Origin of the sequence: Pseudomonas sp. MIACH (assembly GCF_001269925.1) — a bacterium.
Taxonomy (GTDB): domain Bacteria; phylum Pseudomonadota; class Gammaproteobacteria; order Pseudomonadales; family Pseudomonadaceae; genus Aquipseudomonas.
Map to the genome: position 1 here is coordinate 37,092 of NZ_LHVO01000051.1, position 23,640 is coordinate 60,731.

Annotated in this window: 11 protein-coding genes; 7 read left to right on the forward strand and 4 right to left on the reverse strand. The window is 61.7% G+C overall.

Annotated features, from left to right (window positions below):
* Positions 1-4 precede the first annotated feature (4 nt).
* Positions 5-3,049 carry a membrane-targeted effector domain-containing toxin gene (locus AD670_RS18630; RefSeq protein ID WP_053135541.1) on the reverse strand — a complete coding sequence of 1,015 codons (3,045 nt, stop codon included), beginning with the start codon at positions 3,047-3,049 and terminating at the stop codon, positions 5-7.
* A 65-nt stretch (positions 3,050-3,114) separates the two neighbouring features.
* Positions 3,115-3,819 carry a trehalose operon repressor gene (gene treR / locus AD670_RS18635; protein ID WP_053135545.1) on the reverse strand — a complete coding sequence of 235 codons (705 nt, stop codon included), beginning with the start codon at positions 3,817-3,819 and terminating at the stop codon, positions 3,115-3,117.
* Positions 3,820-4,058: 239 nt separating this feature from the next.
* On the opposite strand from treR, the gene treP reads away from it, so the two are divergent.
* The 5 genes from treP (at position 4,059) to AD670_RS18660 (ending at position 11,474) form a co-directional block, all read left to right on the forward strand.
* On the forward strand, positions 4,059-5,501 hold the full coding sequence (gene treP, locus AD670_RS18640; RefSeq protein WP_053135548.1) for a PTS system trehalose-specific EIIBC component: 1,443 nt from the start codon (positions 4,059-4,061) through the stop codon (positions 5,499-5,501).
* 70 nt (positions 5,502-5,571) lie between these two features.
* Positions 5,572-7,218: an alpha,alpha-phosphotrehalase gene (gene treC / locus AD670_RS18645; protein WP_053135551.1), complete on the forward strand. Its 1,647-nt coding sequence runs from the start codon at positions 5,572-5,574 to the stop codon at positions 7,216-7,218.
* 164 nt (positions 7,219-7,382) lie between these two features.
* Positions 7,383-8,603, forward strand: coding sequence for a carbohydrate porin (locus tag AD670_RS18650; protein ID WP_053135554.1), 1,221 nt, complete (start codon positions 7,383-7,385; stop codon positions 8,601-8,603).
* A 61-nt stretch (positions 8,604-8,664) separates the two neighbouring features.
* Entirely contained in the window at positions 8,665-11,190 is a 2,526-nt protein-coding gene (ptsP, locus tag AD670_RS18655) for a phosphoenolpyruvate--protein phosphotransferase (protein ID WP_053135557.1), read from the forward strand.
* A gap of 2 nt (positions 11,191-11,192) precedes the next feature.
* Positions 11,193-11,474, forward strand: coding sequence for a PTS transporter subunit EIIB (locus AD670_RS18660; protein ID WP_053135560.1), 282 nt, complete (start codon positions 11,193-11,195; stop codon positions 11,472-11,474).
* A gap of 178 nt (positions 11,475-11,652) precedes the next feature.
* On the opposite strand, the gene mltF is transcribed toward AD670_RS18660, so the two are convergent.
* Positions 11,653-13,113 (reverse strand): membrane-bound lytic murein transglycosylase MltF, encoded by a 1,461-nt coding sequence (mltF, locus tag AD670_RS18665; RefSeq protein WP_053135563.1) that lies wholly within the window; start codon positions 13,111-13,113, stop codon positions 11,653-11,655.
* Between the two features lie 286 nt (positions 13,114-13,399).
* On the opposite strand from mltF, the gene purL reads away from it, so the two are divergent.
* Both purL and AD670_RS18675 read left to right on the forward strand, forming a co-directional pair.
* Entirely contained in the window at positions 13,400-17,296 is a 3,897-nt protein-coding gene (gene purL, locus AD670_RS18670; RefSeq protein ID WP_053135566.1) for a phosphoribosylformylglycinamidine synthase, read from the forward strand.
* A 4-nt stretch (positions 17,297-17,300) separates the two neighbouring features.
* Entirely contained in the window at positions 17,301-17,612 is a 312-nt protein-coding gene (locus AD670_RS18675; protein WP_053135569.1) for an NGG1p interacting factor NIF3, read from the forward strand.
* Between the two features lie 86 nt (positions 17,613-17,698).
* On the opposite strand, the gene AD670_RS18680 is transcribed toward AD670_RS18675, so the two are convergent.
* Positions 17,699-23,437 (reverse strand): membrane-targeted effector domain-containing toxin, encoded by a 5,739-nt coding sequence (locus AD670_RS18680; protein WP_053135572.1) that lies wholly within the window; start codon positions 23,435-23,437, stop codon positions 17,699-17,701.
* Positions 23,438-23,640: the final 203 nt, after the last annotated feature.

Consider the following 23,640-nt stretch of genomic DNA (forward strand, 5'->3'; position numbering starts at 1 on the left):
CCTGTTAAACGGGAAGCCGGCTTTGCAGGCTCATGCCCATATTGGTAAGGGCGCTGGAGAGTCTTTCCAGAGTGGGGAAGTGCACCTCATGCACGCCTGCCCAGGCGGGGCGGTCGATGTAAAAACTGCCATCGGCCAGCCGATTGATGGGCGTGGTGACGATCCCCATGGCGCGGCTGTGATGCAGCAGGGTATAGCGGCCCTGGCTTGCGTCGATCAGGTACATGCCCTTGCGCGTCAGCAGTCGCTGCTGTTGCTCCAGCGTGCGGTGTACCCGCGGGGCCTCCACTTGCACCTGCAGGTCGGCATGAAAGATATCGAAGCTGTCGCTGACGTCTTGATCGGAGGGGGCGCTGTCGCGATCAATGGCGATGCCGGGGTCCAGGCGTACCTCGTTGCCTTGCCCAGGTAGCACCTCTTCGATGCGCAACCCGATGCCACCTTCCAGTTCACTGATCCCGGCGAAACCCTTGAAGGTGTTGATGTTCCTTGCGCCGGTCAGCACCAGCCATTTACCGCCACCATTCAGGGCCCTGTCGGCCTGGATAACGCTATGGGTGAGATAATTGCTCATCGCCTGTTCTGAAAGGTCGGCGATAGGGCTGGGGTATATGGAGTGAGCCGCGCAGTCGGTGGCCTGCACGCGTATGCCGTTGGCCCTGGCGGTCTTGATCAGTTCCAGTTCGTTGAATTGCCCGGATGGATCGGTGCCCAGCTTGCCAAGGTAGCTTTCCAGGTCCTCGGACATCTCACCGGTCTGGAAGTAGCGATTCAGATCATCCTGGGCGAAATCGTTGAGCAGGCGGCGCATGTACAGGGTTTTTACGCCCTTGCGCGCGAAGACGGGCATGTTTTCGATCACCAGGCGGGTGCTGGTGACGCGGTCCAGGGTTTCACCGATGACGTAGCCCGGCAGGTCTTCGGGCAGGCGTTCGAGAGCGTCGGCGAATGGTGTGGCAGGCTCAAACGCCGGGATATCCGGGCGAGGGGGCAAGCGGGCCCAGGACAGTTCGTTGTAAAAGTCTTGCGCCGATTGCAGCAGCCTGCGGTGGGTGTCGCCGTAGTAGTAGTAGTTGAAGCGGTCTATGCGGCCGAACCGAGTGTGAACGTGGGTTTCGGTGAGCCCCATTGCCCAGCGTTTTGTTTCCGCACGGGTCGAGGGTGGGGTATCGAAAGGTGTGGTGACCCTGCGCACTGGGTTGGTCGGCGCAATCCTGGGTTGCGGTGGAGGCGTGAGAGGTGAGGGCGCTGTTCCCCTCGCGGCTTTACTGGAGTTACCACCGCCGCCCTTCAGGCCTTTGCCGGCGTAAACTCGTTGCCATTGGTTGAACTCGTCCAGGCGCACCGGCAGCGAGCCGTAGAAACTGTGGGGGTTGTTAGGGTCGACAATGGCCCAATAACCCCTGCCGTTGGGATCGCCTTCGTAGCGCACGTAATACGCCTCATCGTTCAGCAGGATGGCATGTTGTGGCATGCCGTCGGAGGTCCTGAGGGAATACACCTGGTGAAACTTTCCGGGAGCCGTGTTGAGGGTTTCGCCCTCCAGTATCAGGTTGGTCTGGTAGGCAAGGGGCACCACCGGTTCAGGCACTGCGGGTGTGACAACCGGTACCTGGGTTTCAACCGCCACGGTATCGGCCGCTTCGGCGATGTCGGGCACAACCCCATCGGCTTTCAGCAGCGCCAGGTTAAACAGCGTGTCGATGGCACTGAGAATCGCACCCAGCTCCCCGGCTCGGCGTTCGGCCAGGGTTTTGCCGTTGATCGCCTGGTCGATATTCAGGCCTAGATTGGCCACGCTGGCGCCTACCACCACCAGGGCCACCGGCCAGCCGGCCACCGCCATCGGGCCGAAGGTTTTGCCAAAGGCGTTCAGGTAGCCGATCCAGAGTTTCTTGCGCAGGTCGCCATTGCTGCGCAGGGCGAAGTCGGCATCGTTGTGCATGCGCGCCTGGCTCGATTGTGCCAGCCAGGTGAAGGCATCGTGTTCGAGGGTGTGGTCGGTCTGATTGATCAGGTGGTGGTCCCAGGTGCCCCAGTCGATAAACAGCTGGTCGAGTTGGTGGCACAAGCCCTTGTCCACCCAGTCCGGCGGCAGGGTGCCCGCCAGGGCCTGGGCGCTGCGGTAGATCAGCACGGGGGTGAGCAGCATCTGCTTCCAGGTGACGGCGTCGGTGTCGTCCTGTTGGACCTGGGCCGACAGCGGGAAGTGGGCCATGAAGCGGGCGCGGTTATCCGCATGGTTGGTCTGGTTCAGCAGCCAGAAATGCAGGTCGGCGGGGGTCTCGAAACCATAGAAGGTCTGGGACTCGCCTGGCACATAGAGGATTTGCCGGCCATCGCCGTCGATGATGCGCAGGATATCCGTGGCGATATGCCCACCGATATCCAGCGCCGCCACACGCAGTCCGTCGGCGGAAGTGACCTTGGCTTGCAGGTTGGACAGGCTTGGGGGCCAGGACAGGTTGCTGGCGAGGGCTTGCAGCACCGTGTGCAACTGGGGCTCGGTGAGGTGCCCGGCCTGTCGCGCCTGCAGGGCCTGGGCCAGGCAGTTGACTTTGGCCAGGGTGCGGAAGTCGTCGAAGTGGGCGCTCCAGAACTTCTCCATGCGGGTGGTATAGCGGTCGCTGAAATCGATGCTCCAGAAGTCGTTGAGCACCGCGCTGGCGGACAGCTGCACTTCGTTGTGTCGATCGAATAACCGTGCTTCGGCACCCTCGCGATAAAAACCACCGTCGCCATCGAGCAAGTCGGCATTGTCCTGGTCGTGCACCTCGAAGCGGTGAATGACCAACTGCGTCAGCGTCATCGACTGCTGGGGTTTTTGGTTGTGGCTCCAGCCGGTAAAGGTCGCAGGGTCACCGATGCCACTGTCGAAGCGGTGCCAGTAGACATGATCGGGATCCAGGTCTGGCAGGCCATGCTTGGTCAGAATCTCACGCGCAGCCTTGATCGCCATCGTCTGCATATTCGGACAGGCATCCAGCACCACAGGGGCCAGGGCGCGGAGTTTTTGCTGGGCGGCGGGGGAGGTGTCGGTCAGCGGCATGTTGCTCTCCTTGAAGGGGGAGAGCCGAGCATGCCAAGCGCTTCAGAGGGACAGCGGGTAGATAATTAACGCCTGGCGATATCGGAGAAGTAAAACTTATCCAACGTGTGCCGCGACTCGGTGTACTCGAACTGCCGCCCATCCTGCAAAAACGTCTGGTTGCTCACCACGATCACATGGCTTTGGCCGTCGAGGTCCAGGTGTGCCTGGTCGTCCTTGCTGCGGGGCAGCGCTTCGATGGTGCGCTGGGCGTAGCTGATCTGCAGTTGCAGGGTCTGCTCGATGAAGGCGTAGATCGACTGTTCGGCAATCGCCTGGTCCAGACCGGGGATCAGGTCGGCGACGAAGTGGTTGATGTCGAGGATCACCCGTTTGCCGCCGATGCGCCGTACCCGTTTGATGCGCGTGATGAGGCTGCCGGGCTCGGCTTCGATGTGTTGCAACAGCGGGCCTTCCAGCGGGAACTGGGTGAATTCGACCACTTCGGTACGTACGTCATCGCCCAGGTCGGCGTGGGTTTCGTGGAAGCTGACGATGCCACCGAGTTGGAACTCGATCGGGTTGGGCGAGAGCACGAAGGTGCCCTTGCCGTGGATCTTTTGCGCGAACCCACGCTCCTGCAACTGCTCGATGGCGCGACGCACGGTGCCGCGGCTGGCCTGGTAGCTGTCCATCAATTCGGTTTCGGAGGGCAGGCGCGTGCCGCGTTGCAGGCGTTCGGTGGTGATGCTGGCAAGCAGATCGGTATAGATCTGGTTGTATTTGCTCATGGATAGGGCTCTGTGCCGTGTTGGCGTTCAAGGCAGGAACCTTAGAGGCAGAGAGGGGGTTTGTCCATTAGACCCTTGGATTACTGCGGCTTGCAGCGGTGTGGTGTCCTACAGGAATTAAACAAATTGTAACTCGTACAGACGAGTTATTGCTTTAACTCGTCTGTACGAGTACTTTTGGCTTCGGCGTGCTGCCAATGACTGCCCCCCAATAAAAAAAATCAAAGTGGAAACCAAGCATGAGCCACGACTATTCGAACATTGCCCGCGAGATTCTTGAGCACCTCGGGGGCCGCGACAACCTTGAGCAAGCTGCCCACTGTGTGACCCGCCTGCGCCTGGCGCTCAAGGACCCGAGCCTGGTCAACAACAGCACGTTGAACCAGGTCGATCTGGTCAAGGGCTCGTTCTTCACCGGCGGTTTGTTCCAGGTGGTGATCGGCCCTGGCGAAGTGGAAAAGGTCTACGCTGCCCTGCGCGAACAGACCGGCCTCGCCGCCGCCACCATCGCCGACGTGAAGAAGAAGGGCGCCGACAAGACCAATGCCATGCAGCGTCTGGTGCGGGTGTTCTCCGATGTGTTCATGCCGATCCTGCCTGCGCTGATCATCGCCGGTCTGCTGATGGGCGTGAACAACCTGATGGGCGCCAAGGGCATGTTCATCGAGGGCCAGACGCTGCTGGAGGCGTATCCGAACCTGGATGGCCTGTGGAGCCTGATCAACCTGATGGCCAACACCTCGTTCGTGTTCCTGCCGGCGTTGGTGGGCTGGTCGGCGGCCAAGCGTTTTGGTGGCAGTGAAATCCTCGGCATTGTGCTCGGCCTGATGCTGGTGCATCCCGATCTGCTCAACGCCTGGAACTACGGCAAGGCGGTCGCCGGGCTCGACGGCCAGAGCCTGCCTTACTTCGATATTTTCGGTTGGTTCAAGATCGAGAAAGTCGGCTACCAGGGGCAGATCCTGCCGATCCTGATGGCGGCGTATGTGATGAGCGTCATCGAGAAATGGCTGCGCGCTCGCGTGCCCAATGCCATTCAACTGCTGGTCGTGCCGATCACCACCATCGTCGTTACCGGCGTGCTGGCGTTGGCAATTATCGGCCCGGTGACCCGTCACCTCGGCATCCTGATTACCGAAGGCGTGGTCACCCTGTTTGACCTGGCGCCGATGGTCGGCGGCGCGATTTTCGGCCTGCTGTACGCGCCGCTGGTGATCACCGGCATGCACCACATGTTCCTCGCGGTGGACCTGCAATTGATCTCCACCCAGGGCGGCACGTTTATCTGGCCGATGATCGTCATGTCCAACCTGGCCCAGGGCAGCGCCGCGCTCGCGGTGTTCTACACCACCCGCAATGCGCGGGATAAAAGCATGGCTTCGACTTCGGCGATTTCCGCGTACTTCGGTATCACTGAGCCGGCGATGTTCGGGGTGAACCTGCGCTTCAAGTTTCCGTTTTATGCGGCCCTGGTGGGCTCGGCGCTGGGCAGCATTTTCCTGTCGCTGAACAAGGTGCAGGCCTCGGCCATCGGGGTGGGTGGCTTGCCTGGGTTTATTTCGATCGTGCCGAGTGCCATTCCGATGTTTGTGATTGGGATGGTGGTCGCGATGGTGGTGCCGTTTGTTCTGACCTGTGCGTTGAGCGTGAAGATTGTTCGGCCGGGTTATCGCGTCGCCTGATCGACCGCTATCGGGGGCAAGCCCCCTCCCACATTTGACCGCGCTCACAATTCTACTGAAGGAGCCCACCATGCAAGACTGGCAACACTCGGTGATCTACCAGATCTACCCCAAAAGCTTCCACAGCCACGCGGGTAACGCCACCGGTGACCTGCTGGGTATCGTGGACAAACTCGACTACCTCAAATGGCTGGGCGTGGATTGCCTGTGGATCACCCCATTCCTGCGCTCGCCGCAACGCGACAACGGCTACGACATCAGCGACTACTACGCCATCGACCCCAGCTACGGAACCATGGCCGACTGCGACCTGCTGATCAGCGAAGCGGCCAAGCGCGGCATCAAGCTGATGCTCGACATCGTGGTCAATCACACGTCCATCGAACATGCGTGGTTCCAGCAGGCGCGCAGCAGCCTCGACAACCCCTACCGCGACTTCTACATCTGGCGCGACCAGCCCAACAACTGGGAATCCAAGTTCGGCGGTTCGGCCTGGGAATACGAGGCGCAAACCGGCCAATACTTCCTGCACCTGTTCGACCACACCCAGGCCGACCTCAATTGGGACAACCCCCAGGTACGTGCCGAGGTGTTCAAGTTGATGCGCTTCTGGCGTGACAAGGGCGTAGGCGGTTTCCGCCTGGACGTGATCAACCTGATCTCCAAACCCGCCGATTTCCCCGAAGACAACAGCGACGGCCGCCGCTTCTACACTGACGGCCCCAACGTGCATGAATACCTGCAGGAGATGCACCGCGAAGTCTTCGAAGGCTACGACCTGATCAACGTCGGCGAGATGTCGTCCACCAGCCTGGAGCACTGCATCCGCTACTCGCGGCCGGAGTCGAAAGAGCTGTCGATGACCTTCAACTTTCATCACCTGAAAGTCGATTACCCGAACCTGCAGAAGTGGGTGAAGGCTGACTTCGATTTCCTGCAACTCAAGCAGATCCTCTCCGACTGGCAACTGGGTATGCAGGCCGGTGGCGGCTGGAACGCGCTGTTCTGGTGTAACCACGATCAGCCCCGAGTGGTCTCGCGGTTTGGTGACGACGGTGAGCACCGCGTGGTCTCGGCCAAGATGCTCGCCACCGCGCTGCACTTCCTCCAGGGCACGCCGTTTGTGTACCAGGGCGAAGAGCTGGGCATGACCAATCCGGGCTTCGACAGCATCGACCAGTACCGCGATGTGGAGACCCTGAACATCTTCCGCCTCAAGCGCGATGCCGGTGAATCCGAAGCGGCGAGCATGGCGGCGATCATGCAGAAATCCCGCGACAACGGCCGCACGCCGATGCAGTGGAACGCGCAACCCCATGCAGGTTTCAGCACCGGCGAGCCGTGGATCGGCATCCCGGCGAATGCCGCGCAGATCAACGTTGAACACCAACTCGATGATCCCGACTCCGTGCTGCATCACTACCGCGCGCTGATCGCCTTGCGTCGTCACGAACCGCTGATTCAAGAGGGGGTGTACCGCCAACTGCTGCAGGACCATTTGCAGGTCTGGGCCTACCTGCGCGAAGGCCACGGCGAGCGCCTGCTGGTGCTGAATAATTTCTACCGCCAGCCCTGTGAGATCCAACTGCCTGACGACGTGATCGGCACTGCGACCGAGCAACGCCTGCTGATCAGCAACTACCCCGACTGCCCGCAACGCACGGCCACGGTTGTCTTGCGTCCCTACGAATCGTTCGTGCTGCATCTGATCGATTGATACGCCCCCTGTAGGCGCGGGCTTGCTCGCGAGAAACCTGAGAGCGCCGCGTTAAACCAGTCTCGCTGCGTAATCGTTAACGTTCTTCGCGAGCAAGCTCGCTCCTACAGGGAATCGTGTCGTGCAAGGACAGTAATAAAACAATAAAAATAGAAGGAGCATTCATGAAAACAACAATAAAGCTGGGCCTCGTTGCATCCTGCCTGAGCCTGCCATTCGGTGCGCAGGCCCTGGAATTTGCCGGTTACTTGCGCAGCGGCGCGGGGACGTCGACAGGCAGTGGCAAGCAGCAATGTTTCCAACTGCCGGGGGCGCAATCCAAATACCGACTGGGCAACGAATGTGAGCAGTACGGCGAACTAGAATTGCGACAAGACCTGCTGACCCTCGACGACGGTTCGGTACTCAGCGTCGATGCGATGGCATCGCTGTACAACAAATACGACCGCGCCCTTAAATTCCAGGGCGAAGACAACGGCTCGGCGCGCATGCCGCAGATGTATGCGCAGTGGTCCAACCTGCCGGCCCTCAATGGCGGTTCACTGTGGGCCGGTCGGCGTTACTACAAACGCAATGACATCCATATTTCCGACTTCTACTACTGGAACCAGAGCGCCACTGGCGGCGGTATTGAGGACGTGCTGATCGGCGACCTGAAATACAGCTACGCCCTTTCGCGCAAGGACAACCTGTACCAGAAGGAATACGCCACCCGTCATGACTTCAACGTCGCGGGCTTCAAGACCAACCCCGGCGGCGAGCTGGAACTGGGCCTGAGCTACATCGAAAAGGCCGGCGGGCGCGACACCAACAGCGGTTGGGCGCTCACCGCGCAGCATGTGCAAAAACCTTTTCTGGGCGGCAAGAACAAATTCGCCCTGCAGTACGGCGAAGGCCCCGGCACCGGCCTGGGCTACACCGGCAATACCTTCCTGGACAACAGCAGCAAAAGTTATCGCGCCGTGGAGTTCTTCGACTGGCAAGTGACCCCGCGCTTTGGTGGGCAGATCGAGGCGGTGTACCAGAAGGATATTCGTCCCGGCAGCCAGGACCAGACTTGGATGTCCATCGGCGTACGCCCCGCGTATGCGATCAGCGAACAATTCAAACTGGTCACCGAACTTGGGCATGATCAGGTCGATGCCACCGGCGGCACGCGCAAACTGAGCAAATTTACCTTCGCCCCGACCTGGTCGCCCAAGGGCCCGGATTTCTGGGCGCGGCCGGAAGTGCGGTTGTACTACACCTATGCGAGCTGGAACGAAGCGGCCAAACGTGCAGCGAATGAGCTGGCGGCGGGCTCGGCACTGTCCGATACCGGTGCCTACGGCACCGCGCGGCATGGGTCTAACGTTGGCGTGCAGGTTGAATACTGGTGGAAATAAGTCATCCGTGGGATAGGCATCCACCCAAGGATTTTTACAGAACAAAACAGCAGGTGACGTCATGACCGCAACTCAACCCCTGGAATTGCTGGCGCCTTTGTCGGGTGTGCTGCTGGCACTGGACAAGGTGCCTGACCCGGTGTTCGCCAGCCGCATGATCGGCGACGGCCTGTGCATTGATCCGACCTCGCAGACCCTGTGTGCGCCGCTGGCCGGCGTAATCAGCAATATCCAGGACAGTGGGCATGCGGTCAGCGTCACCGACGACAATGGCGTGCAGGTGCTGATGCATATCGGCCTGGACACCGTGAGCCTGGCGGGCAAGGGCTTCACCCGCCTGGTCGAGGAAGGCCAGCGGGTCGAGGCCGGGCAAGCGCTGATCGAATTCGACGCCGACTACGTGGCGCTCCACGCGCGCAGTTTGCTGACCTTGATGCTGGTGGTCAGCGGCGAGTCGTTCACGCCGTTGGCAAGCGGCCTGGTGGAACGGGGCCAGCCGGTGTTGCAGGTAGCGCCCGGCAACCGGGTAGAGGAGGCCGATGAGGAGGAGGGCGATGCACGCTTCTCCAAGCCGTTGATCTTGCCCAACGCCAACGGTTTGCACGCGCGCCCGGCAGCGGTATTTGCCCAGGCGGCGAAAGGTTTTAACGCGAGCATTTACCTGCACAAACAAACCCAGAGTGCTAACGCCAAGTCGCTGGTGGCGATCATGGCGCTGCAAACCGTACAGGGCGATACCTTGCAAGTGAGTGCGGCCGGTGACGATGCCGATGCGGCGATCAAGGCGCTGGTCGCACTGTTAATTGAAGGCTGCGGCGAGGCAATCGCGGCGCCGGCTGCACAGGTTGAAGCGCGCGTGCCGGCGTCGTCGGCGACGTTGCTGCGAGGCGTTTGCGCATCGCCGGGGTCGGCGTTTGGCCAAGTGGTTCAGGTTGCTGAGCCCGAGCTGAAGGTGACTGAACAGGGGGTGGGAGAAACCTTCGAACGCGCTGCTTTGGCGCGTGGCCTGTTGGCTGCAAACGAAGCGCTGCAAGCCCTGCAAACCCAGGCGGCAGGCAGTGCCCAGGCGGAGATTTTCCGCGCCCATCAGGAATTGCTCGAAGACCCGACGCTGCTGGAACAAGCCCACGGCCTGCTGGCCGAAGGCAAGAGCGCGGCATTTGCCTGGAACAGCGCCACGGTTGCCACCGCCCAACTGTTCCAGGGCCTGGGCAATGCCCTGTTGGCCGAACGTGCGGCGGACCTGGCGGATGTCGGTCAGCGCGTGCTGAAACTGATCCTCGGTATTCAAGACCACGCCTGGGATCTGCCCGACCGCGCGATCCTGGTCGCCGAGCAACTGACGCCTTCGCAAACCGCCAGCCTCGACACCCAAAAGGTGCTGGGGTTTGTCACCGTCGGCGGCGGGGCGACCAGTCATGTCGCGATCCTGGCGCGTGCCCTTGGCCTGCCTGCCATGTGCGGGGTTGGGCCTGAGGTGTTGGCACTGGCCAACGGCAAACAGGTCCTGCTCGACGCCGACAAGGGCGAGTTGCACCTGGACCCCAACCTGGCCGAGATCGAACAGCTGGAAGCTGCGCGTAAGCAGCAGGTGCTGCGACGTCAGCGTGACGTGGCGCAGGCTTCAGTGCCTGCGATTACCCGCGACGGCCATCACGTCGAGGTGACCGCCAACGTCGCGTCGTTGCAGGAAGTGGAGCAATCCCTGACCCTGGGGGGCGAAGGTGTCGGCCTGCTGCGGTCGGAGTTCCTCTACCTGGATCGCAATCGCGCGCCAAGCGTGGATGAGCAGGCCGCTACCTACAGCGCCATCGCTCGCGCCCTTGGCACCGAGCGCAATCTGGTGGTGCGCACCCTGGATGTCGGCGGCGATAAACCGCTGGCGTATGTGCCGATGGACACTGAAACCAACCCGTTCCTGGGCCTGCGCGGCATACGCCTGTGCCTGGAGCGCCCGGAGCTGTTGCGTGAACAGTTGCGCGCGATCCTTGCGAGTGCCGGGCTGGCACGCCTGCATATCATGTTGCCGATGGTCAGCCTGTTGTCGGAGCTGCATCTGGCGCGCAAGATTCTGGAAGAAGAAGCCCAGGCCCTTGGGCTCAGCGAGTTGCCCAAGCTGGGCATCATGATCGAGGTACCGTCAGCGGCGTTGATGGCGGATGTGTTTGCGCCCCATGTGGACTTCTTCTCCATCGGCACCAACGACCTGACCCAATACACCCTGGCCATGGACCGCGATCACCCACGGCTGGCCAGCCAGGCCGACAGCTTTCACCCGGCGGTATTGCGGCTGATCGCCACCACCGTCAAGGCCGCCCACGCCCATGGCAAGTGGGTCGGAGTGTGCGGTGCACTGGCGTCCGAAGCGCTGGCGGTGCCGGTGTTGATCGGGCTGGGCGTGGATGAGTTGTCGGTCAGTGTGCCGCTGATCCCCACCATCAAAGCCACTGTGCGCGAGCTGGACCTGGCTGACTGCCAGACCATCGCCCGCCAGGTACTGGGCCTGGAAGAAGCCTCCCAGGTGCGCGAGGCCTTGCGCCTGTACCACGCGGCTACTGTTGAAACCTCACCTGTCGTGGAGCACTGAGCATGTTCGAGAAATTGCAGCGGGCGTTCTGGAAAGCCTTGACCCCGGATTTGATTGCCGAGACGGTGCCGACACAGGGGCTTTTGTCGGCCGATGTGCTGAGTGCGTTGGGAGGTGCGGATAACCTCAAGTCGCAACAGCGTGTGGCGCTGACGCGGGTGAGGGTGCAATTGCAGGATGCTGAGAAGTTTGATGCTGCGGCGTTAAAGGCCGCGGGGGTCTCTGGGGTGATGGTATTGACGGGTGGGGTGGTCCATTTGCTCATCGGGCTCGAAGCCAAGTAGATATCCTGTAGGAGCGAGCTTGCTCGCGAAAAACGTCAACGATAACGCGTGCTTCCTGAATGAACGCGGCGCCTGTGAGTTTTTCGCGAGCAAGCTCGCTCCTACAAAAAGCCTTAACTGACTGGCATTAGGGCAAGCCCCCTCCCACATTGGTTTTGTGGTGTTGGGAAGATCAGTTTTACAGCTGCGGGGTGTCTTCCGGCGGCTTGGTCTTGTCCACACCCGGCACATGCAAATTGCCTTCCACCACCTGGTTGCCTTCCAGCTGCGGCTGGGTCACCCACGTCAGGATGTCGTAGTAACGCCGGATGTTCGCCACAAAGTGCACCGGCTCGCCGCCTCGGGCGTAGCCGTAGCGGGTCTTGCTGTACCACTGCTTCTGCGACAGGCGCGGCAGCATCTTCTTCACGTCCAGCCACTTGTTCGGGTTCAGGCCTTCCTTCTTCGCCAGAATGCGCGCGTCGTCCAAGTGGCCGGTGCCGACGTTATAAGCGGCGAGGGCGAACCAGGTGCGGTCGGGCTCGGCGATCTTGTCGTCCAGCTCGTCCTTGATCTTGGCCAGGTACTTGGCGCCGCCCATGATGCTTTGCTTGGCATCCAGGCGATTGGACACGCCCATGGCCTGGGCGGTGTTCTGGGTCAGCATCATCAGGCCGCGCACGCCGGTCTTGGACGTGACCGCCGGTTGCCACAGCGATTCCTGATAGCCGATGGCCGCGAGCAGGCGCCAATCGACTTTTTCTTCCTTGGCGTAAGCACGAAAGTGCTTCTCGTATTTGGGTAGCCGCTGCTGCAAATGCTGGGCGAAGGTGTAGGCGCCGACGTAGCCGAGTACATCGACGTGCCCGTAATAGCGGTCTTTGAGGCGTTGCAGGGTGCCGTTCTTTTCTACCTTGTCCAGGTAGCTGTTGATCTCGTTGAGCAGGCTGTTGTCGTCGCCGGCGGCCACGGCCCAGCTCTGGTTGCTGGCATTGCCGAGATCGAACGCCACGCGCACGTTTGGGAAATACACCTGGTTCATCGCCACTTCGTTGGAGTCCACCAGGGTCAGGTCGATTTGCCCCTCGTCCACCATGCGCAGCAGGTCGACCACCTCAACGGCGTCGGATTCTTCGTATTCAATTGCAGGGTTCTGCTGTTTAAGCGCCGCCAATTGTTCGGCGTGGGTGCTGCCCTTGAGCACCATGATCTTCTTGCCGACCAGGTCCGCCGCGTTCGTCGGGCGTGACTGGCCGTTGCGGTAGATGACCTGCGGGGTGACTTCAAGATAAGGATGGGAGAAACGCACCTGCTGCTGGCGCTGCTCGCTGCTGACCAGGCCGGCGGCGGCGAGCACCGGGCCGTTGGGTTTGCCCAACTGGCCGAACAGGTCGTCGAGGTTGTCGGCGGTCTCGATCTCCAGCTTCACCCCCAGGTCATCGGCAAAGCGCTTGACCAGTTCGTATTCGAAACCGGTTTCACCGTTGCGGTCCTGGAAATAAGTCGCCGGGCTGTTTCGGGTAATCACCCGCAATACGCCATCCTCCTTGATTCGCTCGAGCGTGCTGGGTTTATCAACACAGGCGCTGAGCATCAGGAAGAGTCCGGTTGCGATGAGCCATCTGGCGCATCGCGGGCGCAAAGCAGTTGGGGAGAACATCTGCGCAGTATACGCAAACGGCCCACGGCGCCATATCTCGACAGCGGCGGACTTGTCTGCTAGCGCCGCCAAAACTGTGCTGCAGCCCGCAGAAACGTGGCCTGGGGACCGATTGTGACGGTTAAAATAACTGCACGGATTGCCTGGGATAGTGCCCCGATACCGTGCAAACCGTGCCAACTGACGTTCGGCAGCAGCCAGCGGTGCCGTTTCGGGTGCCGTTGGCGATGGTTTACGCTAGAATGCACGGCCTCAAAGCACACCCCTTCCCGAGGCTGTCCCGAAGATGTTGATCCTGCGCGGCGCTCCTGCCCTTTCTGCCTTTCGCCACAGCAAACTCCTTGAACAACTGAGCCAGAAGGTTCCAGCGGTTACAGGCCTGTATGCTGAATTTGCTCACTTCGCCGACGTTACCGGCGTCTTGACCGCCGACGAACAGCAAGTGCTCGCACGCCTTCTGAAGTACGGCCCCAGCGTTCCCGTTCAAGAGCCGACCGGCCGCTTGTTCCTGGTTCTGCCACGGTTCGGCACCATCTCGCCCTGGTCGAGCAAGGCCAGCGACATCGCCCGTAACTGCGGCCTGGAAAAAATCCAGCGCCTGGAACGCGGCATCGCCTTCTATGTAGCAGGGCAGTTCAGCGACGCCGAGGCCGAGCTGATCGCCAGCAGCCTGCACGACCGCATGACCCAGATCATCGTCAGCCAGCTGGAACAGGCTGCCGGCCTGTTCAGCCACGCCGAGCCCAAGCCGCTGACCGCGATTGACGTGCTGGGCGGTGGCCGCGCTGCGCTGGAGAAGGCCAATACCGAACTGGGCCTGGCCCTGGCCGAAGACGAGATCGACTACCTGGTCAACGCCTTCACCGGCCTTGCGCGCAACCCGCACGACATCGAACTGATGATGTTCGCCCAGGCCAACTCCGAGCACTGCCGTCACAAGATCTTCAACGCCAGTTGGGACATCGACGGCGAGAGCCAGGAAAAAAGCCTGTTCGGCATGATCAAGAACACCTACGTGATGCACAGCGAAGGCGTTCTGTCGGCTTACAAGGACAACGCCTCGGTGATCGTCGGCTCGGTTGCCGGCCGTTTCTTCCCGGACCCTGAGACCCGCCAGTACGGCGCGGTGCAGGAACCGGTGCACATCCTGATGAAGGTCGAGACCCACAACCACCCGACCGCGATTGCCCCGTTCCCGGGCGCAGCCACCGGTTCCGGCGGCGAGATCCGCGACGAAGGTGCCACCGGCCGTGGCGCCAAGCCAAAGGCCGGCCTGACCGGTTTCACCGTGTCCAACCTGCAGATCCCTGGCTTCGAACAGCCGTGGGAAGTGCCGTACGGCAAGCCTGAGCGCATCGTCACCGCGCTCGACATCATGATCGAAGGCCCGCTGGGTGGCGCCGCGTTCAACAACGAGTTCGGGCGTCCGGCGCTGACCGGTTATTTCCGTACCTTCGAACAGTCCATCACCACCCCGCGTGGCGATGAAGTGCGCGGCTACCACAAGCCAATCATGCTGGCTGGCGGCATGGGCAACATCCGTGAAGAACACGTCAAGAAAGGCGAGATACTGGTCGGCTCCAAGCTGATCGTCCTCGGCGGCCCGGCGATGTTGATCGGCCTCGGCGGCGGCGCTGCTTCCTCCATGGCCACCGGCACCAGCTCGGCAGACCTCGACTTCGCTTCCGTACAGCGTGAAAACCCTGAGATGGAACGCCGCTGCCAGGAAGTCATCGACCGTTGCTGGCAGTTGGGTGACAAGAACCCGATCAGCTTCATCCACGACGTCGGCGCCGGCGGTTTGTCCAACGCCTTCCCGGAACTGGTCAACGATGGCGACCGCGGTGGCCGCTTCGAACTGCGCAACATTCCAAACGACGAGCCGGGCATGGCCCCGCACGAAATCTGGAGCAACGAATCCCAGGAACGTTACGTACTGGCGGTCGGCCCTGAAGACTTCGCGCGCTTCCAGGCCATCTGCGAACGCGAGCGTTGCCCGTTTGCCGTGGTCGGCGAAGCCACTGCCGAGCCGCAACTGACGGTCACCGACAGCCACTTCGGCAACAGCCCGGTGGACATGCCCCTTGAAGTGCTGCTGGGCAAAGCCCCGCGCATGCACCGCTCTGCGGTTCGTGAAACCGAGCTGGGCGATGATTTCGACCCAAGCACGCTGGACCTGACTGAGAGCATTGAACGCGTGCTGCACCACCCGGCCGTGGCGAGCAAAAGCTTCCTGATCACCATTGGCGACCGCACCATCACCGGCCTTGTTGCCCGTGACCAAATGGTCGGCCCATGGCAGGTTCCGGTGGCCGACGTTGCCGTCACCGCCACCAGCTTCGACGTCTACACCGGTGAAGCCATGGCCATGGGCGAGCGTACGCCGCTGGCCCTGCTGGACGCCCCGGCGTCGGGCCGCATGGCCATTGGTGAAACCCTCACCAACATCGCCGCGTCGCGTATCGGCAAGCTGTCCGACATCAAGCTGTCGGCCAACTGGATGTCCGCTGCCGGTCACCCCGGTGAAGACGCGCGTCTATACGACACCGTAAAAGCGGTCGGCATGGAGCTGTGCCCGGAGCTGGGCATCACCATTCCGGTGGGCAAGGACTCCATGTCCATGGCCACCCGTTGGAACGATGAAGGCGTGGACAAGAGCGTCACCTCGCCGCTGTCGTTGATCGTCACCGGCTTTGCGCCGGTCACCGACATCCGCCAGACCCTGACCCCGCAACTGCGCATGGACAAGGGCACCACCGACCTGATCCTGATCGACCTGGGCCGTGGCCAGAACCGCATGGGCGCCTCGATCCTCGCGCAAACCCACGGCAAGCTCGGCAAGCACGCGCCGGACGTGGATGACGCCGAAGACCTGAAAGCCTTCTTCGCCGTGATCCAGGGCCTCAACGCCGACGGCCACCTGCTGGCTTACCACGACCGTTCCGACGGTGGTTTGCTGACCAGCGTTGTCGAGATGGCGTTTGCCGGTCACTGCGGCCTGAACATCGTGCTCGACAGCGTTGCCGAGGACGCCTCTGAAATCAACGGCATCCTCTTCAACGAAGAGTTGGGCGCCGTGATCCAGGTTCGCCAGGACGCTACCCCAGACGTACTCGCACAGTTCAGCGCCGCTGGCCTGGACGACTGCGTCGCGGTGATCGGCCAGCCGATCAACAACGGCGAGATCAATATCTCCTTCAACGGCGACACCGTGTTTGCCGGCCAGCGCCGCTTGCTGCAACGCCAGTGGGCCGAGACCAGCTACCAGATCCAACGCCTGCGTGACAACGCCGACTGCGCCGAGCAGGAATTCGACGTGATCCTGGAAGAAGACAACCCAGGCCTGAGCACCAAGCTCAGCTTCGACGTCAACCAGGACATCGCCGCGCCGTACATCAAGAAAGGCATCCGCCCACAAGTTGCCGTGCTGCGTGAGCAGGGCGTCAACGGCCAGGTGGAAATGGCGGCCGCGTTCGACCGCGCCGGCTTCAATGCGATCGATGTGCACATGAGCGACATCCTCGCCGGTCGCGTTGACCTCAACGAGTTCAAAGGCCTGGTGGCCTGCGGCGGTTTCTCCTACGGCGACGTACTGGGTGCCGGCGAAGGCTGGGCCAAGTCGGCCCTGTTCAACAGCCGTGCCCGCGATGCGTTCCAGGGCTTCTTCGAGCGCAACGACAGCTTTACCCTGGGTGTGTGCAACGGTTGCCAGATGATGTCCAACCTCCACGAGCTGATCCCGGGCAGCGAGTTCTGGCCGCACTTTGTGCGTAACCGTTCCGAGCAGTTCGAAGCCCGTGTCGCCATGGTGCAGGTGCAGGAATCCAACTCGATCTTCCTGCAGGGCATGGCCGGTTCGCGCATGCCAATCGCCATCGCCCACGGTGAAGGCCATGCCGAGTTCGAAAGCGAAGAAGCCTTGCTCGAAGCCGACTTGTCCGGTTGCGTGGCCATGCGTTTCGTCGACAACCACGGCAAGGTCACCGAAAGCTATCCAGCCAACCCGAACGGCTCGCCGCGCGGGATCACCGGCCTCACCAGTCGCGACGGTCGCGTCACCATCATGATGCCGCACCCGGAGCGTGTATTCCGCGCCGTGCAGAACTCGTGGCGCCCGGAAGAGTGGGACGAAGACGGTGCGTGGATGCGCATGTTCCGCAACGCCCGCGTGTGGGTGAACTAAGGCCGTGTACAAACTTGCCTTCTTTGTGCCCGACAGCCATGTGGAGTCGGTGAAAACCGCCATCTTCGCCGCTGGCGGCGGGCGCATCGGCGACTACGACAGCTGCGCCTGGCAAGTGCTGGGCCAGGGCCAGTTTCGCGCGTTGGACGGCAGCCAGCCGTTTATCGGGCAAGTGGGCCAGGTTGAAGTGGTTGAGGAGTGGAAGGTTGAGTTGGTGGTGGCGGATGAATTAATTGTGGCCGTTGTGGCCGCGTTGAAACTCAGCCACCCCTACGAAACACCGGCTTATGAAGTGTGGCAGTTGGCGGATTTTTGATCGGCCTTCTGTTCTAACAAGAAACCCGCTGGGCCAGGTTGGCCAGCGGGTTTTTTGTGGGCGGTCAATCAGACAGGGTCAGCGCTTTACGGTGCGGGAATTAACCCCACTTCAGCCCGCAACGCTTCGATCAATGTGTTTTCGTAGCTGAAGCGCTGGCCTTGCATCGGCGCCCAGCGGTCGACATAAAACAGCCCATCGTGATCGATCTTGATCGGTGTCGACACGATCTCTCCACTGCGGGAGCGATGCAGCAGGTTGTTCTGTGACGGCGACGGGCGTTCGATCAGGAACAGGCCCGGTCGATTCAAGCGTGACCTGTCTACCGGCACGAAAGGCGCGGGCGCTTGGATACCGGCGACGCCGGCGTCGAGGGTGAAGTCGCTGCGCAGGGCTCTCCTGTAGGGGCTCATCCCCTCGGCAAATGACTCCCAGGTGCCCGGGCGAATGTTCTGGGCCAGTGCCGGGGCGGTGTCCCTGACATGCAGGCTGACCGCGCCTTGCAGTTCCGCCAGGCCGGGTACCCCCAGGTGCGTGTTGGTGTGGGCGCTGCCAACGAAGGCGACCCATTTATGAGGTCCGTGCGCCGCCTGGTCGGCCGCGATGACCTTGGACGCAAAGTAGCTGAACATCTGGTTGCGGGACACGTCTGTGTCCCCGAGCCCCTTGACGTAGTAACTGGCGGTGCAATCCAGGGCGCGGATGCGCAGGCCGTGCCTGGCTGCCACCTGGACAACTTCTGTATAGGTATCGCTGCCTTTGTAGCCGTGCATATGACCCTGATCCAGCTGTGTGAGGTAGCGCTTGAGGTCGTCCGGAAGCCGTTGCGTACTCAAGAACAGGTCCAGTTGTGCCTGGTGCATATCGGTCAGCAGGTGCTCCACGTACAACGTCTTGAATTCCAGCGCCTTGAGGTTCCTCATAAAGTCGCGCAGCCATCGCTTGCTGGATTGAGCGTTATGCCCTTCTCCGAGTACCAGCCCGGCAAAGTCGCTCTGGTGGATGTTCTCCAGGAACGCCTCCGGCGTCTTTGCTGTGGCCAGGGAGGAGGGGGCGGGCCTGGTGGGCGGCACGTGGTTGGCCAAGTAATTTTGCGCATCCGTACTTAAGCGATGCCTGGCATTCTGGAACGCCAGGAACGCTTCGGTATGGGCCGGATTCTGCGGAACATAGCGAGTGTCGAGCCCATGCGGCGCCGCCGCCTGGCGGGTGATGCTGTCATGTAGCGCGGGGGCAATGTCGTATTCGCTGTAGTGCGTCACCGCGTCCGCCACCGCGCTGGACACCGCTGCAGCCTTGGGCGCTGTGTACGGGGTCTGCAGGGTCAGGCGGTAATCGCCCTTGGCCAGCGAGTCACCGGCAATGGCGCCCGGTGTGTCGAGCCACAGGCCGACGGGCTGATCCGCGCCCACATCCACCACGCGCAGTGCGACGGCGTCCTGCAGGTCTGCCAGGCCAGGGGTGCCCTCGAACGTGCGCAGGCGGGAATGATCCACCAGGGCTACCCAGCGTTCACCCTGCTCGTTGAGGGCATCGGCCTCGATGACCTTGTGAGAGTAGAAATTCCTCACACTGTTGCTGCGTGGCAGGGTCGGTGGGGTGTCGCCCACCTGCAGGGCATCGTCCAGCAGGTAAGAGGTGGAGGCGTCAAGGGCCCTGACCTTCATACCCTTCTCCTGGGCCTTGCGCACCAGGCTGACGTAGGAATACTCGGCGTTCTCGGCAAAGCCCAAGGCTTTATCCACAGCCTTGAGGTGCTTTTCGATGTGTTGCCAGGATTTGCCGCTGTTGAGCTTCTGCAGTTTCGAGCGGAAGACATCGGTGGGCAGGTACTCGATATAGAGATGTTTGAAGCCTTTGCTGATCAGGGTGTCCATCTGGGTGATCAGCAGTTGTTTGCTGGCAATGGAGCCGGGTATCGCGCCAATCATCAGGTTCTTGTTGGCGCTGAAGGTGTCACTGGCGACGAGTTGCGAGAATGGCGTGCTGGCGTCTACGGCCGAGGGTTCGGCACGCGCCGGCAGCGGGTCGAGGTGTTTGAAAAAATCCTCGGCGTCGGTAGCCAGGCGTTTGGCGTGCTGCAGGTAGGTTGTGCGCAGGGGTTGGAGGTCTTTGGCTGCGCTGGCAATCATCACGTCCCGAGAGCCGAAATCCCATTCAGACCGCAGCAGCATCCCTTCGCGCACCTCCGGGTTGAGGACCAACTCCAGTTTGCTGGCGTGCTTCGTCGGAACCTCATAAGGCATGAGCTGTTCCGGTGCCTCGGGCAATTTTTCATATTTGGGCGCGCCACCGGTAACCCCGGTACGGCGCCACACGCCTTGCGCATCGGGGGCTGCCACGCGCGTGGTGGAGACCAGCTTGCCGGTGGCCGGGTCGAGCCGGTAGAGCAAATAGCGGCCGATCGGATCCGGGGTGTTTTTCGCCCACAGGGCCTCACCGTCGAACAGCACGGGCTGCATGTTCTGCAGCGCCGGCGGCTTGGGTTGCAGGGGCTCGACCAGGTCCAACAGCTCGCTCGACGAGGCGCTGTTTTTAGCTGCCTGGCGCAAGCTCGGGCGTGCAAGCTGTTTGAGGGACGCGAGGGCCGGGCGCAGGTCGGTGAACGCCGCGCCGGCGCTGTTGAGCACGTAACCGATCAAGTGCTGCACGGCCGCTTCGTTGTCACCCTGCTGATAAGCGTGCAGAGCCAGCATGCTGTCCTTGAATGCCAACAGCATGCCCAGGCTCAGGCTGAGAGTCGGGAACGGCGCAGTGGCGATGGAGGTGACCCACTCCACGCAAGTCCAGAGAATGCCAGTGACCATTTGGGTGCGGTTGTTCGTGGTGCCCTCAACGTCGTCGATCTTGCGCTGCAATGGCATGTCATACAGGGCCCGGCGCAGATCCTGCAGCGGCGTTTGTTCGTGGGTCGAGTCATAGCGTGGCGGGCTGATGTCGGTTCGGTTCAGATCCTCGGGCAGCTGTGCCTTGGCGGCATCCAGGAAGGCACGCACCCTGACCTGGGATTGGATACCCACCCGCTGGGTGAAATAACCGACCATGCCGGGGACTTTTTTCAGCAGGTAGTTGAACTGCCGAGCCTCGCGAAAACTGATGCCATCCGGTGCATTGGGGGTGTAGAGCAATGTCGGGAAATCGGTGTGACTGAAGAGGAAATTGCCCATTACCCATTCGCCGTCCAGCATCAGACGATGGATGGCATAAGTGGTGCGCGTGGAGGGCGCGGTCTCGCCCATGCTGGCGATACTGCGCTCCAGCCAGGCCCAATCAACCCCGGCGATCTCGCCCTGCAGGCGGCATTCAAGGCCGGCGTTCTGCATCTGGAGCTGAGTGATGGCCAGGGTCGCATTGCGTCGCAGGCCATAGTCCGCACTGCCGACGTTCAGCAGTTCAGCCTTGACCTTGTTGATGTAGCGTTGGCCGACCCAGGTGCCGGTCACCGAGCGCGCGACCATGAGCGCGCCCGTGGGCCCCGTGAGCGGGCTCAGGTCAACACCTTTCGGGCCTCTGAACTGCGCTGAGCGGGAGAATTTCTCGTCGAGAAAACCTACACCGTCGGCGTAACCGTCGCGGTACAGCTGCGTGTAGGTCAGGGGCTCAGGGGTCGATGAGCCAATCAATGCGGGGGGCGAGAAGGCCCACACGGTGTCGGGGTCCACATCGTTGCCCCTACGTCCCAACAGCAGGTTCAGGCGCTGTTTGGCCTGTTCATGCAGATAGTCGTTGAAGCTTTGGAACTTCGCGTCAGACAGCGGAAATTCATTGTAGGTGAGCTGCGCGCCCTCGCTGTCGTCCACCAGTTTCAATAGCTTCTGGCGGGTGTCGATGCTGGTGGAGCGGAACCAGTTCGGTGTGCTGAATTCATAGTCATCGACCCGTGTGGCCAGCACATGCTCCGCCATCGCCTTGAGGCACGCGGCGTGGCTGCCGATGTGGCCGAAGCTGATTTCTTTGTAGTCATGCGCGCGTGGCTCGATGCTCAAGCCGGTCAATACGAGTTTCATTGCTCTGCGAAAACGCAGCGCGACCCGCTTGATCAGGTAGTCGGTGAGGGCGCCAGGCGGTTGTCGCGTGCCGCTGTCCAGGCTCCAGCCAAGGAGATGGTTCCGGCACTCGACCTCACTGTTGAAGGCCAGGAATTGCTGTTCCCGTGGCGCCTGTGGCGTGCACAGCAGCAGGCGGGTCACGGCGCCGCTGGCGTCGGTCTCGCGCAGCACCCACAGGTCCTGCAACTGCGCTTCGTGCAGCGACAGGGTCGCGGCGCTCAGGTGCGGGTCGCTGCCTTGGCGCAGACGAGAGATCAGCCCGTAGTCTTCATCGCTGAGATGTCCCTGAAGCAAGGCGGTGTACGCCAGTGCGTTGATGCGTTGGTCGAGCATCCGCTCGATTGCCTGGCTGACAGCCGGTTTGGCATGCATCTGTTGTTGCAGGTCGGCGAACGCTATACGTGGCTGCAACGTGCTCAGCGTCTGCACCAGCCAGGTGGATGTCAGGTCCTGGTAGGCCTTGGGCAGTGGTGCGCCTTGATAGGTCAGCGTGGTTTTGCTCAGGAAGTCCGAGCCTGCCAGCGCGTCGCCGGTTTGCAGCCCACGCAGGGCCAGGTCGATCAGGGTGCGCTCGTGTTCGTATTCGCCGATGGGGGGGACGTAGCGCCGGGTGCTGATGACCAGGTCTTCCGGTGCCAGGTCGTGGATGTCCAGTTCATCGCTCAAGCGTTCGAGCAACTGATAGCGGGCCAGGGCTTCAGGTGTGGTCACCGGGCTCAGCAGATCGAGCAGTTGTTGGCGAGCCTCGTTGTAACTTTCCAGGTGGGTGGCGAGCAGGGCGCGGCGGGTCTCGCTGGCGCTGCGATACCAGTCCGGCGCGCTCTGGCGCAGGTAGTGTTCCACCAGAAGCCGGGCGCGCCACGCCAAGCGTGCGCTGAAGTCCGGCAGGGCTGCGGTAATGGCACGGTCCAGCGCGTCGATCAGTTGCGTGGCGTCCTGCGCCGGATTGTCCTCCAGGCTCAGGGCTCGCTCGATGTCCAGCGTGCGCTTGTCGATCAGCGCGTTGTAGGTGTGTTCAAACAGCGGTTTGTCGTTGATCGGCGTCAGCACCAGCGGCCAGATCGCCCCCGGCGTGATATCGCCATAGCGCGCGGGTAGCAGTTGCATAAAGGCGCGCCGTTGCTCGGCATCGTCCATCGCCTGCAGCCACTGCGTGTTCAGCTGCGCCAGTGAGCCGAAGCACTCGATGCCACGCGCAGGGGTGTACAGCATCACTTCGCCTACCGGGTGCGTAGACGTCAGGTCGGTGACCTCCGGGCTGGATTTTTCCGTCAGCACAAAGGCGCCCGCCAGTTCGACGGTGCGTTGCTGGTAGAGAAAGCTCAACGCATACAAGCCTGGACGCAACGTGCTGCCCAGTGGCACACGTTCAAGCATGGCTTGTTGCTGCGGATGCAGCAGGCGGTCCTCGGCACTGAGCGCCGTTTCGTTGGCCAGCGCCGTGTACCCGGCGTCAAACGTCATGAAGGATTTACGGGGTTTGCCATCGATTTGCTCATAGTGATCGAGGTGCTGCAAGTGGGCGTTCAGTGTGGTCTTGAGCGCCGTCACTTGGGTGGGCAGATTGCTCGACGTCAGCCCTTGATAGAGGGGCCGGCTCTTGGCCAGGAACTGCTGGCGATAACTCGCCAGGATCCGATTGGTTTTCTCCAGGTAGGCCAAGGCTGCGGACGGCGTGTGTTCGGGTAATAATGGCGATTCGACTTGGAGCAGATGATGCCCGATCTGATTGAGGTGACCTTTGATGCCTTCAAAGGTCTGGGGTGTGGTGCTCACAGGTACGCTCTCCATGCTGTGGGTAAGAACCCTCAGCATGCGCAGGCGTGCAGTTGACCAGGCGGTAGATAAATAGCGCAGGCGGGTGCCGGCACTTCACGCAGACTTGCCCGGCGCCCATGGGGAGCGAGGTGCCATGAGCGCAGCGTGCGCTCGGAGATTTCCCACAAGTCTTTCGGGTTGTCCCTCGGAACTTGCCTCAC

Coding starts and splice junctions, on each gene's coding strand:
- AD670_RS18630 (WP_053135541.1), bottom strand. CDS start 3,049: ATGCCGCTGACCGACACCTCCCCCGCCGCCCAGCAAAAACTCCGCGCC.
- treR (WP_053135545.1), bottom strand. CDS start 3,819: ATGAGCAAATACAACCAGATCTATACCGATCTGCTTGCCAGCATCACC.
- treP (WP_053135548.1), top strand. CDS start 4,059: ATGAGCCACGACTATTCGAACATTGCCCGCGAGATTCTTGAGCACCTC.
- treC (WP_053135551.1), top strand. CDS start 5,572: ATGCAAGACTGGCAACACTCGGTGATCTACCAGATCTACCCCAAAAGC.
- AD670_RS18650 (WP_053135554.1), top strand. CDS start 7,383: ATGAAAACAACAATAAAGCTGGGCCTCGTTGCATCCTGCCTGAGCCTG.
- ptsP (WP_053135557.1), top strand. CDS start 8,665: ATGACCGCAACTCAACCCCTGGAATTGCTGGCGCCTTTGTCGGGTGTG.
- AD670_RS18660 (WP_053135560.1), top strand. CDS start 11,193: ATGTTCGAGAAATTGCAGCGGGCGTTCTGGAAAGCCTTGACCCCGGAT.
- mltF (WP_053135563.1), bottom strand. CDS start 13,113: ATGTTCTCCCCAACTGCTTTGCGCCCGCGATGCGCCAGATGGCTCATC.
- purL (WP_053135566.1), top strand. CDS start 13,400: ATGTTGATCCTGCGCGGCGCTCCTGCCCTTTCTGCCTTTCGCCACAGC.